This window comes from Maribacter sp., from assembly GCF_049667165.1.
Taxonomy (GTDB): domain Bacteria; phylum Bacteroidota; class Bacteroidia; order Flavobacteriales; family Flavobacteriaceae; genus Maribacter_A.
The window spans coordinates 29,063-44,740 of record NZ_JBATHS010000225.1; the positions used below are offsets into that span (position 1 = coordinate 29,063).

11 protein-coding genes are annotated in these 15,678 nt (G+C 42.1%); 9 read left to right on the forward strand and 2 right to left on the reverse strand.

Features of this window, described 5'->3' with window-relative positions; genetic code table 11:
* Window positions 1-5: 5 nt before the first annotated feature.
* The 4 genes from WBM98_RS11445 to WBM98_RS11460 all read left to right on the forward strand — a co-directional run bounded on the left by WBM98_RS11445 (window position 6) and on the right by WBM98_RS11460 (window position 4,380).
* On the forward strand, window positions 6-1,280 hold the full coding sequence (locus WBM98_RS11445; RefSeq protein WP_424366154.1) for an amidohydrolase: 1,275 nt from the start codon (window positions 6-8) through the stop codon (window positions 1,278-1,280).
* A 90-nt stretch (window positions 1,281-1,370) separates the two neighbouring features.
* Window positions 1,371-2,945 (forward strand): FMN-binding glutamate synthase family protein, encoded by a 1,575-nt coding sequence (locus WBM98_RS11450; protein WP_424366155.1) that lies wholly within the window; start codon window positions 1,371-1,373, stop codon window positions 2,943-2,945.
* Window positions 2,946-2,995: 50 nt separating this feature from the next.
* Complete coding sequence (locus tag WBM98_RS11455) at window positions 2,996-3,772, forward strand: hypothetical protein (RefSeq protein WP_424366156.1); 777 nt, start codon at window positions 2,996-2,998, stop codon at window positions 3,770-3,772.
* An 89-nt stretch (window positions 3,773-3,861) separates the two neighbouring features.
* On the forward strand, window positions 3,862-4,380 hold the full coding sequence (locus WBM98_RS11460; RefSeq protein ID WP_424366157.1) for a hypothetical protein: 519 nt from the start codon (window positions 3,862-3,864) through the stop codon (window positions 4,378-4,380).
* 80 nt (window positions 4,381-4,460) lie between these two features.
* Here the strand turns inward: WBM98_RS11460 and WBM98_RS11465 are convergent, their stop codons facing one another.
* Together WBM98_RS11465 and WBM98_RS11470 are read right to left on the reverse strand one after the other, a co-directional pair.
* The gene (locus WBM98_RS11465) at window positions 4,461-5,372 is read right to left on the reverse strand and encodes a patatin-like phospholipase family protein (protein ID WP_424366158.1); all 912 of its coding nucleotides are present in this window, start codon (window positions 5,370-5,372) and stop codon (window positions 4,461-4,463) included.
* Window positions 5,372-7,459, reverse strand: a complete 2,088-nt coding sequence (locus WBM98_RS11470) for a M1 family metallopeptidase (protein WP_424366159.1) — start codon at window positions 7,457-7,459, stop codon at window positions 5,372-5,374. Before WBM98_RS11470 ends, WBM98_RS11465 begins: the two co-directional genes overlap by 1 nt.
* 322 nt (window positions 7,460-7,781) lie before the next feature.
* Here WBM98_RS11470 and WBM98_RS11475 point away from each other — a divergent pair, with 322 nt between their 5' ends.
* The 5 genes from WBM98_RS11475 (at window position 7,782) to WBM98_RS11495 (ending at window position 15,239) form a co-directional block, all read left to right on the forward strand.
* Window positions 7,782-8,081, forward strand: coding sequence for a GIY-YIG nuclease family protein (locus WBM98_RS11475; protein WP_424366160.1), 300 nt, complete (start codon window positions 7,782-7,784; stop codon window positions 8,079-8,081).
* Between the two features lie 261 nt (window positions 8,082-8,342).
* On the forward strand, window positions 8,343-10,448 hold the full coding sequence (gene recG, locus WBM98_RS11480) for an ATP-dependent DNA helicase RecG (protein WP_424366161.1): 2,106 nt from the start codon (window positions 8,343-8,345) through the stop codon (window positions 10,446-10,448).
* A 139-nt stretch (window positions 10,449-10,587) separates the two neighbouring features.
* A complete protein-coding gene (locus WBM98_RS11485; protein WP_424366162.1) occupies window positions 10,588-11,340 on the forward strand; it encodes an SOS response-associated peptidase in 753 nt (250 codons plus the stop codon).
* Between the two features lie 34 nt (window positions 11,341-11,374).
* Window positions 11,375-11,746: a VOC family protein gene (locus tag WBM98_RS11490; RefSeq protein WP_424366163.1), complete on the forward strand. Its 372-nt coding sequence runs from the start codon at window positions 11,375-11,377 to the stop codon at window positions 11,744-11,746.
* Between the two features lie 214 nt (window positions 11,747-11,960).
* Window positions 11,961-15,239 carry a S41 family peptidase gene (locus WBM98_RS11495; protein WP_424366164.1) on the forward strand — a complete coding sequence of 1,093 codons (3,279 nt, stop codon included), beginning with the start codon at window positions 11,961-11,963 and terminating at the stop codon, window positions 15,237-15,239.
* Window positions 15,240-15,678 lie beyond the last annotated feature (439 nt).

The following is a 15,678-nucleotide window of genomic DNA, read 5'->3' on the forward strand; positions in this document are numbered from 1 at the left end:
ACCTTATGAACAAATGTATTCCTTTGATGCTGCTGCTTTTCTGTAGTTTCACATTCGCCCAAACTGCTGGACTTGAGAAAGATTACCAGGCCATTGAAAATAAAGTCATTGAATGGCGCAGGGATTTTCACCAAAACCCCGAGCTTTCGAACCGAGAATTCAAAACGGCTGAAAAAATCGCCAAACACCTAAAGAACTTAGGGATTGAAGTCCAAACGGGGGTGGCACATACTGGGGTGGTTGGAGTTTTAAAAGGGAATCAACCAGGCAAAGTTGTTGCCTTACGGGCCGATATCGATGCCTTGCCGGTCATGGAGCGAAATGACCTTCCGTATAAGTCTACCGTAACGGCAGAGTTCTTAGGGGAAAAAGTCGGGGTCATGCATGCGTGTGGCCATGATACGCATACTTCTATTTTAATGGGGGTGGCCGAAGTACTTTCCAAAAACAAGGATAAGATCAAAGGTACCGTTAAATTTATTTTTCAACCTGCCGAGGAAGGTCCACCACCAGGGGAAGAAGGGGGTGCCTTGCTAATGGTCAAAGAAGGGGTATTGAAGAATCCTGATGTAGATGCTATTTTCGGCTTGCATATCAATTCGGAGACTCCAGTTGGTATTATTCGCTATAAATCAGGAGGAACCATGGCTGCCGCACAGAGTTTCAATATTCAGGTTATGGGAAAACAAAGCCACGGCTCCCAGCCTTGGTCCGGTGTTGATCCTATTTTGATCAGTGCCAAAATCATCGACGGTTTGCAAACGATCATTAGCCGTGAAGTCGATTTGACCAATGAAGCCGCGGTTATAACCGTGGGCAAGATCAAAAGCGGGGTCCGTTTCAATATCATCCCGGAGAGTGCCGAAATGATCGGGACTATTAGGACTTTGAATTATGACATGAAAGACCATATCAACAAAAGAATGAAGGAAATGGTGCCTGCCATTGCAAAAGCCTATGGTGGTGATGCCACTATTGAAATCAAGGACGCTACCGACATCACCTACAACGACCCTGCCCTTGTAGTGCGAATGTTACCAACCATGAAACGAGTCGCTGGTGACAGCAACGTACAAACACGTAAAGCCGTGACCGGAGCCGAGGATTTTTCATATTATCAACGGGAAGTACCTGGTTTTTTCTTTTTCTTGGGGGGAATGGCTCCTGGGACGACCGAATCCTTTCCACACCATACCCCCGATTTCCTTATCGATGATAGCGGATTGATGCTTGGGGTCAAAACTTTGACGGAAATGAGCTTGGATTACCTGAACGAGTAATGCGTTTTGTGCATTTTGTGTTGTAAAGAGGGCTATAGCATACAGTAAAGACATTTTCTGTTTTAACAATAAATAACCGGTTGAATTTGGATGGATAATTTTCTAAATGCCTTAGGCAGTATTTCTTGGTGGGTTTGGATATTGATCCTACTTTTGATTGTTGCCATTCGCGATATCTTTTTTCAACGCGCGCATACGATATCCCATAACTTTCCCATAGTGGGCCATTTACGCTACTGGTTGGAAAGTATTGGTCCGGAAATGCGGCAATACTTTGTTGCCAACAACAGGGAAGAACTACCCTTTAACCGTATCGAGCGCAGTTGGATCTATGCCTCGGCCAAAAGGGAGAACAACTATGAGGGTTTTGGTACAGATCGCGATATTTATGCCCACCAACATATATTCGTGAAAAACCGTATGATGGCCTACAAGATCGGGTCCGACCATCCCAATACAAAAGATAAAACCTTTGTGCCCTGTGCAAAAGTTATCGGTGCCTATAACAAACGTAAAAAACCTTACCGACCGGCATCGGTGATCAATGTATCCGCTATGAGTTTTGGCTCGCTATCGGCGGCGGCCATTGAATCACTGAATGTAGGCGCTAGAAAAGCCGGTTCTTATCACAATACAGGGGAAGGTGGTCTATCCCCCTATCACCAACAAGGGGGTGATATCATATTTCATTTCGGTACAGGTTATTTTGGGGTCCGCAGTGCCGATGGCAACTTTTCCATGGAAAAGCTGATCAGCTTGGTCGCTGATAATCCCTGTATAAAAGCCATTGAGATAAAACTCTCCCAAGGCGCCAAACCCGGAAAAGGGGGTGTATTACCCGGTGCCAAAATCACTCATGAAATTGCAAAGATCAGAGGGGTTGAAGTTGGCAAGGATGTCCTCTCCCCTGCCACACACAAGGCTTTTGACACCGTTCCTGAGCTGCTACAACTTATTGAGGATATTGCCGAACAAACGGGATTACCCGTGGGTATCAAGGGGGCCATTGGCAAATTGGACCAGTGGGAAGAATTGGCCGATCTTATGACCAAAACGGCCAAAGGGCCAGACTTTATTACTGTTGACGGAGGTGAAGGCGGAACCGGAGCCGCGCCACCTAGTTTTGCAGACCACGTATCCCTACCCTGGGTCTACGGGTTTTCAAGTCTTTATAAATTGTTCGTGGATAGGAACCTGACCGATAGGATCGTGTTTATAGGTAGTGGTAGATTGGGTTTTCCTGCCAAGGCGGCTATGGCCTTTGCCATGGGGGTAGACGTTATCAATGTGGCCCGAGAGGCCATGATGAGCATAGGATGCATTCAGGCACAGGTGTGCCATACCAATCGTTGCCCTTCTGGAGTGGCCACCCAAAGCAAATGGCTTCAAGGGGGCATACATGTTCCTTTAAAATCGGACCGAATGGCACAATATTTCAAAACCTTTCGTAAAGAACTCTTGGAAATCACCCATGCGGCGGGCTATGAACATCCTTGCCAATTCACCATGGATGACATTCAAGTGAACGTTGACGACGATTTCTTGCATAGCGACCTGAAATCAACCTACGGATATGAAAAGGCTAAAGTTTCATTCAATGGCATGCAAGAACTTCAAGATTGTACGCACTTGGGCGGAAAGTATTTCCATGGGATGGCCAAATAGTATACTTTTGTGCAAAATTTTTTAATTATATTAATTACAGCGAAAACGACATGAAACGAATTATACTTAGTCTTATATTGGTCCTAATCTCCTCTTCCTATCTTCTTGCCCAGAAGAAAAGTGAACTCATATCGGAAATCTCAACGTTAAAAACCGAATTGGAAACGACCAAAGCCATGGTTGCCGAGGCCAAAAAAAATGAGAAAATCAGTTTGGCCCGTGCGACATCCTTTGAGTCACAGGTGAAAGAGCTACAGGATGCCAATGCCACCTTATTGAAAAACCTGAACAGTTTTGCGGAAGTATCAAATAAAAACTCGGAAAACATCAATAAGGTCATGGCAAAGCTTGAGCAGAAAGAGAATCAATTAAAGGCCATCAATGCCAATATAGCTTCCAATGATTCCACGGCCCTTGTCGTTTTGACCAATGCAAAACAAACCATGGGCGAAAATGCCAAAATTGGGGTAAGCAACGGGTCCGTGATCCTGGCATCCAATTATGAATCCTTGTTTGAATCGGCCACAGGGACGAGCGTATCCGAAGCAGGTGCGGCTTGGCTAGGGAAAATAAGCAATATCCTTAAGGCAAACCCTGAAGTGGCAATGACAATAGAAGGGTTGAGTATGACAGGCGAATTGGATTTGGCTGCCAATCAAGCGTCTGCCTTAGGAGCAATACTTCAAAAGCAGTATTCAATTGATCCCAATAGAATACAAAGTCTAGGTAAGGATGGTAATTTCAAGGAAGGTATCAATGTAGTCCTACATCCTGATTATAGGCGGTTTTACAATATGGTAAAAGAACAGATGAAAGCATCGAATTGATTTGGTGAAATAGGGAATTGATTTCGTATATAATTTTTCAAATAAACCTGCGTTTAACTTTGCGAGAACCAAGCTAAAACCAAATTAAAATGACAGGAGATCAAATCTTTCAATTATTCGCCTATTTATTACCTTCCGTGGTGGTAGGTGCCATTGCCTTTTATTTTTTCAGAATGCATACCAATAATGAGGAAGGGAGGCGAAGGTATCTCTTGCATAAGGATTCCCAGCAGAACACCCTTCCGATACGGTTACAGGCCTACGAACGTATGGCCTTGTTTTTGGAGCGTATCGCCATTCCAAGTTTGGTGGTTCGTGTAGCCCCAAAATCGACCGATAAGAACGATTATGAAAACCTTTTGATCCGAACCATTGAAAAGGAGTTTGAGCATAATCTTTCACAACAAATCTACTTATCCGATGATTGTTGGAATATCATTAAAGCTGCCAAAAGCGCTACTATTCAAATGATCCGTAAAGTGGCACTAAGTGAAACCGATTCAGCGGATAAGCTTCGGGAAGACATTTTAAATGATACCATGGATAAGCAATCCCCCTCGGCCACAGCGCTCTCTTTTGTTAAAAAGGAAATCGGGGAACTTTGGTAGGTAAAAATAGTTCCTGGTTGCTGGCAAAGTAAACTGCAGTGAATTCTCAACGACCAAAAACAAGCATATTGGCCATAAAATTAGTCCACATCCAACTCCAATGGTGAAGTTTCCAAATTCTTGTATTTGGCAAAATTATAGCCACTCTCCCACCAAGCCGTCATTTTTTCTTTGTTGAAAATCAAGGAATTGGTCGTTAAAATGGCCGGGGTATAATAAAAGTTGATCACAGCATCGTTATGATTGGCCACATACTTGCCAATTCGGATATTCTGATGTTCTATGCGATCTAGCATAAAAGCGAACATGGCCGTCAACAACGCAAAGGCATTCTTTGAAGGCATGCGATTGAACATGGTCGTCTCTGTTTGTAAGATAATGGCATCTATTTCTGTGGCCCCAAGTTTTATGGCTTCTTCAATGGGGACCATAGAACCCAATCCACCATCAGCATATTCACACCCGTTTTTTTTGACCAAACTCATAAAAGGGGTATAATTACAGGAAATCCATATCCATTCGCAGAACTCATCATAACTAAAATCATTGATCGATTTGTATTCGACCTGATTCATCGAAAGATTGGATACGGTGACCACGATGTTCTTAGGTCCATTTTTGAGGGTATGGAATTCTTCCTCCGTCAAGGTATTGCGGATCAGTTTGAGCAGGTTATGACTTTCCCCAAAGGTCTTACTGCCCCGATAAAAGTTTTTCATCACATTCCAGTGATCGATACCAATACTCTCTACCCCGTGTTTTTTTTGAATGACAAAGGGACAATTACTGAAAATACTCTCTTGGTTCACCGAGGTATAGACCTCCTTTATTTTTTCAATTTTTTGAAGCGCCAAATGGGAAATCAGCAAACTACCGGTAGAGGTGCCTAGATATAGATCGTACTTATAGTTCAATCCTCGCATTAAATATTCGGCCACACCACCTGCAAAGGCGCCCTTGCTTCCACCACCTGAAATGACCATAGCTCTCATTACAACTCCAATTTAGTTCTAATATAACGAAGTTCTTCCTCATTCAACCCTTTTGAAAGCGCTATGATTCGTTTTCTCTGCTTATCATCCTTTAAAAGTACATCGAGCAAATCCCTGGCATACTTTCTAAATTGCCATGAATGATGAACCGAAGCATTGATAAGGTCTAACAAGTTTTGATCTTGTAATTCGAAAACATCAATTAGGATCCCAAAAGCGATCTGCCGTGTTTCCATATCATATTTTGGGGCCGTATAGGCGAACAATTCCGTTAGATAACCTTCTTTTAATTCCGTATCGTAATCCTTGGTCAACGTTGTTAATAACAACCAGAGCATGCGTACATTTTTATTGGGTAGGCCTATAATGCCCTTGGTACGGTCTAAATAATGGGCCCGGTGTTGGGGAAATGAAATCCATAAGCGATACAAGGCAATCTCTTTGGTGAGATAGCTCTTATCGTCCAATAAAGTTTCGTACTGCGCTTGTAAGTACAAAGGTACCCTATCATAAGCTAAGGCCAAGGCCTGTCGGATTTTGATGGCGTTGCTGTTAAAACCTTGTAACATCATTTCATTCGAAAATGATTTATGGTATTTTGCGATGATCCGTGCCTTGAGTTCAGGGTCTGCAGAAACCCAATATTTTTGAAGTAAGGTGGTCTTATCGGCCAAACTGGTCGTCAATTCCCATTTTAGCTTTATGAAGGTGGCGACTGATGTTGATTGGGTAGTCAGATAGATCTGTACTTTTTCAAAGGGAAAGGAGGGTGCATCCAACCACTCCTTTTTAAAGGTGGTAAGGTCAGACTTGCTTACCAATTCCATTTCCGACATAAATTGCTCAATGGTCACATTTTTGAATTGGTATTTTTGAAGATAGTTCTTGATTCCGTTTTTAAATGCTTCGTCCCCAATTTGATTTCTTAACATAACCAAGGCCCAAGCCCCTTTTTCATAAAAGGTAAGACTGCTCGCCTTCGGATCGGTCAGGGGCTCCCCTTTTCCGTCTTTGGACTGGTCGTTTAATTGCTGGGCGGTATCATAAAGCTTCCAATAAAAATAATCGTCCCCAAAGATTTCCTTTTCGGCCAAATAAGCGTAATACGTGGCAAATCCTTCATGCAGCCAATGATGGCTTCCGTTTTTCTCGGTAACCAGGTCACCGAACCATTGGTGGGCGAGTTCATGGGCATTGACATTGACATAGTTTTTATCGACAAAGGCAATGGAATCTATGACATACCCATCGGAGAAAAGGGTCGCCCCTGTATTCTCCATACCGGCATACAGGAAATCACGCACGGGTACCTGTTTGTAGTTTTGCCACGGATAGGCAACCCCTATTTCGGTTTCCAGAAAATCAAAGATTTCTTTCGTATACCGATACGTGGGCTCTACTTTTAAACTGTCTTGCGGATAATAATAGTTTTCAATGGGCACACCACTGGTTGAAGTCACTTCTTGTTTGTCATAATTCCCAATAGCAAAAGCCACAAGGTAGCTACTCATGGGTTGTTTCATATCGAACGACCATTTTTTGAGGTCATCGGTCTCCCGGACAGTTTTAAGTACTCCATTGGCAATCACCTCATAATCGGCATCGATGGAAAGATTCAGGTCGAATTCCACTTTCTCCTCCATGTCATCAAAACTGGGCAACCAGTGGCTTGTGTATTTCCCTTGACCTTGGGTCCAGACCTGTTCATTTCCTTTTAGACCATCTTCTACCCCCATAAAATAGACCGTCTGTTTGGGTTTGGTACTATATTGGAGGTCTATTGTATAGTTTTTTCCCTTTTTAAAACGGTGATGAAGGACAAGGTGCTGGCCATCATAATTGAGTCGTTTTTTCCTATGGTTAAACCAAACCGCTTGAAACGTCATGTTCCTGGCATCCAGAAAAACGGAATCGACGCTCTCCAAAACTTTAAATCCATAGGTTACGTCGCCTTGAATTTGTTTGGATTCAGGATTGACATCAATATTGACCTTGGCATGCATGAAATCAACCCTGTCTTGATGTTGGGCAAACAAACAAGTGGTGGAAATACCGAATAGAAACAAGAAGAAACATCGTCCAAGCATACCATAAAATTACGACGTTTTTATCAAATGTTTTGAAGTACATTGAAGTCATTTCGACCCCGATACTTTGGGAGAGAAACTCAATTAAAATTCTATTTGACAATCAGGATGTGCTTCCTCACCCGCGTTCGGAATGACAATCCCAGTCATTTCGAAGGAGGAACGACTGAGAAATCGCATTACGGCGAGCAGTACTTCTAAAAAATATGGAAAATCACGATGCCATTCCTCTTCGCCATGAGGCGCACTCGGAATGACAGTATGGGAATTTTAAAGAAGTAAAGTGACTGAGTAATCTAAGACGGAAAAGTTATATTTATTTATGCTTCACAATTACTTTGTTTATATCATGACCAACGAATATAGAACTACACTATACATTGGAATAACCAATAATATTCAAAAAAGAATCGCTCAACACTATTTTGATAGTCAAAATGCAAAAAAGTCTTTTGCTGGTAAGTATAATTGTATCTATCTCGTTTATTATGAAGGTTTCGAAAAACTTAATGAAGCAATTGCCAGAGAAGAAGTATTGAAAAGTTGGAGAAGGGAAAAGAAAAATAAGTTAATCAGTGAATTTAATCCGAAATGGGAAACTTTGAAAAATCAAGTAATTTAGTCCTTTCGAAGGAGGTGACATTGAGAAATCCCCTTAAGTAGAATTGAAGTTTGAACTACTGCACGGGATACCCTTCAGGATGTGATTCCTCACCTGCATTCGGAATGACGGCCTATGTCATTTCGAAAGAGGAACGACTGAGAAATCACACTCGAAATAAATTATCCTATAAGTTTACTCAGCAGCATGTGATTTCTCCTTTCCGTCGAAATGACAGCGTTCATTATTGCATCTGATTCACATTACCCCTATTTTTAACGCATGAATGCCAATGATCTTCAAACGCCCATCACCTATCTCAAAGGGGTTGGCCCCAACAGGGCCCAGCTACTACAGTCGGAGTTGGGTATTGGCACCTATGAGGATCTCTTGTACCTCTTTCCGAACCGATATATCGACAAGACCCAATACTATAAAATCAACCAATTACAGCGAAGTAGTGCCGATGTCCAAATCGTTGGAAAGATCATCCACATAAAAACCGTCGAACAAAAGAAAGGAAAACGCCTGGTGGCCACCTTTATTGATGACACCGGAGAAATGGAACTCGTCTGGTTTCGAGGCCAGAAATGGATTCGGGAAAACCTGAAATTGAATATGCCTTATGTCATTTTTGGCCGATGCAATTGGTACAATGGTAAATTTTCCATGCCCCATCCCGAGCTGGAACTGCTTACCGAACATGATAAAGGGCTAAAAGTAGCGATGCAGCCTGTTTATCCGTCCACCGAAAAATTGGGGAATAGCGGAATTACGAATCGAGTGATCAGTAAACTTTTACAGCAATTGTTTTTAGAGTCCAACGGCAAGTTTATGGAAACCCTTTCCGATACGTTGATCCATGAACTAAAATTATTCTCAAAAAGCGATGCCCTCTTTAATATACATTTCCCAAAAGACCAAACCTCTTTGGCCAAAGCCCAGTTTCGCTTAAAATTTGAGGAACTGTTTTTTATACAGCTACAGTTGCTCACCAAAAAAATGCTGCGTAAGCAAAAGATCAAGGGGTATAACTTTGACCAAGTTGGGGAACTATTCAATGATTTTTACAAAAACCATCTGCCCTTTACGTTGACGAATGCCCAAAAAAAGGTGATCAAGGAAATCAGGGCCGATCTGGGGAGCAATGCACAGATGAACCGCTTATTGCAAGGGGATGTGGGTTCGGGCAAGACCATAGTGGCCCTGATGACGATGTTATTGGCCATTGACAATGGTTTTCAGGCCTGTTTAATGGCCCCTACCGAAATCCTAGCCAACCAGCATTTTAATGGCATCCGGGAACTTTTGGGTGCTATTGGCGTGAACATTGCCTTGTTGACTGGTTCCGTCAAGAAATCCGCCAGAACCATTATCCATGAGCAATTGGAAAGTGGAGAATTGCATATTCTCATAGGCACCCATGCCCTATTGGAAGATAAGGTACAATACAAAAACCTGGGCTTGGCCATAGTCGATGAGCAGCATCGTTTTGGGGTGGCACAACGGTCCAAATTGTGGCATAAGAATGAGATTCCACCCCATATTCTGGTCATGACGGCGACTCCCATACCCCGTACCTTGGCCATGAGTTTGTATGGGGATTTGGACATTTCGGTGATCGATGAGCTGCCGCCAGGACGAAAAGCCATAAAAACCGTACATCGTTACGATTCCAATCGCTTAAAGGTTTTTAGATTCATCAGGGATGAAATAAAAAAAGGCCGACAGATCTATGTGGTCTATCCGTTGATCCAAGAATCGGAAGCCTTGGATTATAAAGATCTTATGGATGGGTATGAGAGCATCGTCCGGGAATTCCCCCTGCCCGATTACCAGATTTCCATTGTGCATGGTAAAATGAAACCGGCAGACAAGGACTACGAGATGGAGCGCTTTGTAAAGGGTGAGACCCATATTATGGTGGCCACTACGGTTATCGAAGTCGGAGTGAATGTCCCTAATGCCTCGGTCATGATCATTGAAAGTGCCGAACGTTTCGGGTTGTCCCAATTGCATCAGTTACGGGGGCGTGTGGGGCGTGGGGCCGATCAAAGTTATTGTATCTTAATGACCAGCCATAAACTATCCGCTGAGGCCAAAACCCGATTGGAAACCATGGTACGCACCAATGACGGTTTCGAGATTGCCGAGGTGGACTTACGACTTCGAGGTCCGGGTGACTTAATGGGGACCCAACAAAGTGGTATCCTCAATTTAAAAATCGCGGATATCGTTAAAGACAATGATATCCTTAAAACCGCCCGTTGGTATGCACTTAAAATCCTAAAGGAAGACCCTAGCATGGAAAGCCCAGAAAATTTGGTCATTCGCCATACCTATGCCCAAATGATAAAGCATTCCCGAATCTGGAATTATATAAGTTGAGTTACCTGGGCTTTCTACACCAGGATTACTGCGCAATTCTTTGTAATTTGTACCAGCCCTAACTATATCTAAAAATAGAATCCGCTGAATAGGGAAGTCGAATTGTTAGAATGGGAATATAAATAAGCAGAATTATCCTATGTGTTACGACATCAAAGCAAGTTTAGAGGCACAATTGGCCCGGGCGCAAAGGGAGCAAGATCATCAAGCGGTGGAGGAAATCATGGAAAAGTTGATTCCCTTGACCGACCTCCCCATTCACCATGCCTCTGGTTTTAGTCATCCAGAACTTCTCATTTATACCGACCGCTCTCCAGATTTCCCTGAGGTGGCCACCTGGGGCCTTGTCCCCTTTTGGGTCAACGATGAAGAACAACGGAAGAAACTATGGAACTCCACTCTCAATGCCCGTGGCGAAACCATTTTTGAGAAACCGGCATTCAGGACCGCAGCCCAAAGCAATCGCTGTATTGTTTATGTGGATGGATTTTATGAACACCATCATTTTAAAGGTAAGACCTACCCTTTTTTCATACATCGAAAGGACAAAACACCTATGGCTTTGGCCGGACTATGGAGTGAATGGAAAAATGATGAAGGCGGTGCCTTAAAAACCTTTACCATCGTTACTACAAAAGGCAATGCCTTATTAACAAAAATACATAACAACCCAAAACTGAAGGAAGCACGTATGCCACTGATCCTTCCGCCTGAAATTGAGGACAAATGGCTTTCCATAGGAAGTCAAAAAGCCATTGAGGAATTTATTCGATCTTATCCAGATAATGAACTTGAAGCCTACACCGTTAGGCGATTAAGGGGAAAGGACTATGTGGGTAATGTTCCCGAAATCTCCCATGCTTTTGAATATGTGGAATTGCAGTTCGACTAAATTTCATAAATTCAAGTAATAAAATACGAAACATATGAAACTAGGTGCATTTTCAATTAGTCTTGCCGTCAAGGACCTTAAGACTTCAAAACAATTTTATGAAAATATGGGCTTTTCCGTTTTTGCAGGTAAAATGGAAGGCAATTATCTTATCATGAAGAACGCCGATACTATAATTGGCCTTTTTCAGGGCATGTTCGATAACAATATCCTCACCTTTAACCCGGGATGGGATGCGAACGCAAACAAGCTGGAGTCATTTGTCGATGTACGGGAAATCCAGACCAAACTAAAGGAAAAAGGGGTAGAATTGGTTCGAGAAGCGGATGAAAGCACTTCAGGCCCTGCAAGTATCGTATTTATGGATCCTGACGGAAATATGATCCTGATTGATCAACATGTATAAAATAAAAATAGATTGCCTATTCAATACGTTTAGACAAACGCTTTCCAAAACAAGTTCATTGTGCTTCTTATCTTTTCTAGCTATTGAATTGAACCCAATTAGTACGATAAATAAAAAATACGCTGTGCGCTTTCATAAGCGATCCATAATCTAATGAGTTAAAATCAGATTTTATTATTATCTTTTTCCATTACTTCTATAATTAAAATACAACATGAAAAACACCTTATTGCTCCTATTCCTTTTTTGCGTTATAAAATCAGCAAATGCCCAGATTAGTGCTCAATTACTGCAGCATCCCGATGTTTCCGAAACACATATCACGTTTATTTATGGTGATGATGTATGGATAGTTCCCAAATCCGGTGGCGTAGCCCATCAACTAAGTTCTCCTGAAGGAGCTGAGAGTTATCCTCGTTTTTCTCCCGATGGAAGTATGGTAGCTTTTACCGCAAATTATGATGGAAATAGTGATGTATACCTCATTGACATACATGGTGGTATTCCCAAACGATTAACTTTTCATGGACAGTTTGATAGGGTTTTAGGATGGACTCCGGATGGTGAATCCATTCTGTTTTCATCGCCCAGAGAGAGTGGTCGTCAACGCTATAATCAGTTTTATACCGTTTCAAAGCATGGTGGTGCCCCATCAAAATTGCCTATACCCTATGGGGAATTTGCTTCCTTTTCACCAAATGGACAAAAAATAGCTTTTACGGATCGATCTAGGGTAAACAGAAATTGGAAAAGATATCGTGGTGGTACAGCGCCCGATATTTCTGTTTTTGACCTAGAAACCTATGCTACTGAAAACATAACCAATTCTAACGCCAATGATGAATTACCGATGTGGAATGGTGATGCCATTTATTACATGTCCGATAATGGTCCCAGTAAAAGAAATAATTTATGGAAGTATGATATCCCGAACAAGTCGAATACCCAGTTGACCTCATTTAAGGACTTCGACATCACTTTTCCCGAAAGTGGCCCTAGTGATATCGTATTCGAAGCCGGTGGAAAATTATACCTGTATAATTTGGCATCGAATGCTACTTCTGAAGTTGATATTCAAGTGGTTTCAGATCAAAAAGGGCGGATTCAAAGACAAAAGAAAGTGGCTTCTTTTATTCAAAACACAACCCTATCACCTGATGGGAATAGAGTAGTTGTTCAGGCAAGGGGTGAATTGTTCAGTTTACCCGCCAATGAAGGTTTTATAGAAAACCTTTCAAGAACCTCTGGAGTTGCCGAGCGAAAACCAGCTTGGTCCCCTGATGGTAACTATGTTGCTTACTGGAGCGATTCGAATGGTGAATATCAATTATTTCTTCACGATATGACCGATAAACAACCGCCAAGAATGGTCACTGATTTTAAAAGCGGTTTTAATTATGCCATAAATTGGTCCCCTGACGGCAAAAAAATAGCGTATGTTGACCAAGCCATGAAAATAAATTACTTGGATATAGATACCGGTACCATTATACATGCTGATAAAGGAAAGGATATGTTTCAAGGCGGTTTAGATAATTTCCGGGTTACATGGACTCCTGATAGCAAATGGTTTGCTTATGCCCGCAGCACTGATAATCCATCTACTACCGCAATTTTCGCTTACAATACGGCCAATAATAAACTGTCTCAACTTACTTCGGGATACTATTCCGATAATTCACCGACCTTCAGTGCTGATGGAAAGTATCTTTTTTTCACGACCAATAGAACGTTCGAACCTGTTTATTCCGACCTCGACAACACTTTTATCTATCCAAATACTACCAACATTGCGGTGGCTACCTTAAATACATCTGAAAGTTCCTTGTTGAAACTAAAAAATGATTCGGTCGAACTTACCAAAGATGATAAGGATAAGGACAAGAAGGATGATGAATCCAAGAAGAAGAAAAAAGACATTGCTGATGATGAGGAGGCAAAAAAAGAGGTTCCAAAGACCGTAATCGACGTTGCTGATTTCGAAAATCGAGTAGAGCTCTTAGACATACCCTCGGGTAACTTAGGAAACTTAGCTGCCATTGAAGGCAAACTTCTTTTTACTCGTTTTCCTAATTCCGGGGCGCCAGAGGACTCCTCCCCTTCCCTGGATTACTATGATTTTGAAGAAAGGGAAGTTAAAACCATTATATCAAAGGTTGCTGATTTCGAGGTGTCCGCGGATGGTAAGAAACTATTGGTCAGCCAAGAAAAAAAACTTGCTGTAATAGAGGTTAAAGCCGATCAGAAAATAGATAAAACGGTCCCTATACAAAATATGACCATGAACATCATACCCAATGAAGAATGGAAACAGATATTCAATGATGTTTGGAGAATGGAACGCGATTATTTTTATGACCCTAATATGCACGGTGTGGACTGGACTGCGATGAGAACAAAATATGGTCAATTGATCGAGCAATCGAATACACGGAATGATGTTAATATTATCATTGGAGATTTAATTGCAGAGCTGAATGCTTCCCATACGTATACCGGTGGTGGCGACCTGGAAGATGCCGATATGATGAACGTGGGTTATTTAGGAGCGGATATTGCCCTGGAAAATGGAAAGTATAGAATCAAAAAAATAATTTCAAGCGCCCCTTGGGATGTTGAAATGCGATCGCCCCTAGCCAAACCTGGAATAAACATCGTGGAAAACGATTACATTCTAGCCGTTAATGGTCGTCCTATCGATGTTACGAAACCGATTTTCGAAGCTTTTCAGGGCTTGGCCGACGAAACAGTTCAACTCACCATCAATAGTAACCCCTCGATGACCAACGCTAAAAAGCATATCGTAAAACTATTGAAATCGGAATCCAGATTACGCCATTTGGCATGGATAGAGAACAATAGAAGACGGGTTGAAGAAGCCACCAATGGGAAAATAGGCTATGTGTATGTCCGCAGTACCGGACGTGATGGTCAGAATGAATTGGTACGTCAATTCTATGCGCAAATGAACAAGGAAGGTCTGATTATTGATGAACGATTCAATAGTGGGGGTCAAATTCCAGACAGATTCGTAGAGATTTTAGATCGTGAGCCCCTCGCTTTCTGGGCTGTTAGGGATGGTAAGGACTGGGCTTGGCCACCATCGGGGAATTTTGGTCCAAAAGTAATGCTCATCAACGGATTCAGTGGTTCTGGGGGTGACGCCTTTCCAGACTACTTCAAAAAGAGGGGAATTGGTCCATTGATCGGCACCCGCACCTGGGGTGGACTTATCGGAATTTCGGGAGCGCCAAGCTTAATCGACAATGGAAGAATAACCGTTCCAACCTTTAGAATGTACGACGCAAATGGTGCATGGTTTAAAGAAGGGCATGGCGTTGATCCCGATATCGAAGTAATTGAAGATTTTCAAAAATTGGCCAATGGAATAGATATTCAATTGGAAGCTGCCATAAAAGAGGTTTTGCTATTACTTGATAGTCCAAGTAACTTTAAAACACCTGCTAGGCCCAGTTATGAAAACCGAAATTGACCTATAGATTGATTTTTATGAAGTAAAAAAAAAAGAATCATTACTTCAGCAAAGCAATCCGATATGGTATTGTATTTATGGATCCTGATGGAATCACCATACCTATCGACCGGCATGTTTAGTCCAAACCATCGCCAAACATCTATCTAGATGGAAAGCGTTGGCCGACAATAAAAAAAACCGGTCAAGGATCTTGTTACAGAATGTACGAAAGTAAGGGTAAAAACATATCAGCGACTATGATGTCATGCGGCCCTAGTCTTCATTACATGTAAGGAATCGCACCAATTTTTGAAATTAGCACTATGAATAAAAAAGTTAAACTATTGATTCCGGCTTTTGATATTGACATGGGAGGTATTCCTTTAAAACAAGCCTTGCCCACTCAGAAGGTGGAACAGGTGGATCCCTTTTTATTGTTGCATCATGGTCGATTAAA

Excerpts from the sequence above, each read along its gene's own strand:
- WBM98_RS11445 (WP_424366154.1), top strand. The coding sequence starts at position 6 with ATGAACAAATGTATTCCTTTGATGCTGCTGCTTTTCTGTAGTTTCACA.
- WBM98_RS11450 (WP_424366155.1), top strand. The coding sequence starts at position 1,371 with ATGGATAATTTTCTAAATGCCTTAGGCAGTATTTCTTGGTGGGTTTGG.
- WBM98_RS11455 (WP_424366156.1), top strand. The coding sequence starts at position 2,996 with ATGAAACGAATTATACTTAGTCTTATATTGGTCCTAATCTCCTCTTCC.
- WBM98_RS11460 (WP_424366157.1), top strand. The coding sequence starts at position 3,862 with ATGACAGGAGATCAAATCTTTCAATTATTCGCCTATTTATTACCTTCC.
- WBM98_RS11465 (WP_424366158.1), bottom strand. The coding sequence starts at position 5,372 with ATGAGAGCTATGGTCATTTCAGGTGGTGGAAGCAAGGGCGCCTTTGCA.
- WBM98_RS11470 (WP_424366159.1), bottom strand. The coding sequence starts at position 7,459 with ATGCTTGGACGATGTTTCTTCTTGTTTCTATTCGGTATTTCCACCACT.
- WBM98_RS11475 (WP_424366160.1), top strand. The coding sequence starts at position 7,782 with ATGCTTCACAATTACTTTGTTTATATCATGACCAACGAATATAGAACT.
- recG (WP_424366161.1), top strand. The coding sequence starts at position 8,343 with ATGAATGCCAATGATCTTCAAACGCCCATCACCTATCTCAAAGGGGTT.
- WBM98_RS11485 (WP_424366162.1), top strand. The coding sequence starts at position 10,588 with ATGTGTTACGACATCAAAGCAAGTTTAGAGGCACAATTGGCCCGGGCG.
- WBM98_RS11490 (WP_424366163.1), top strand. The coding sequence starts at position 11,375 with ATGAAACTAGGTGCATTTTCAATTAGTCTTGCCGTCAAGGACCTTAAG.
- WBM98_RS11495 (WP_424366164.1), top strand. The coding sequence starts at position 11,961 with ATGAAAAACACCTTATTGCTCCTATTCCTTTTTTGCGTTATAAAATCA.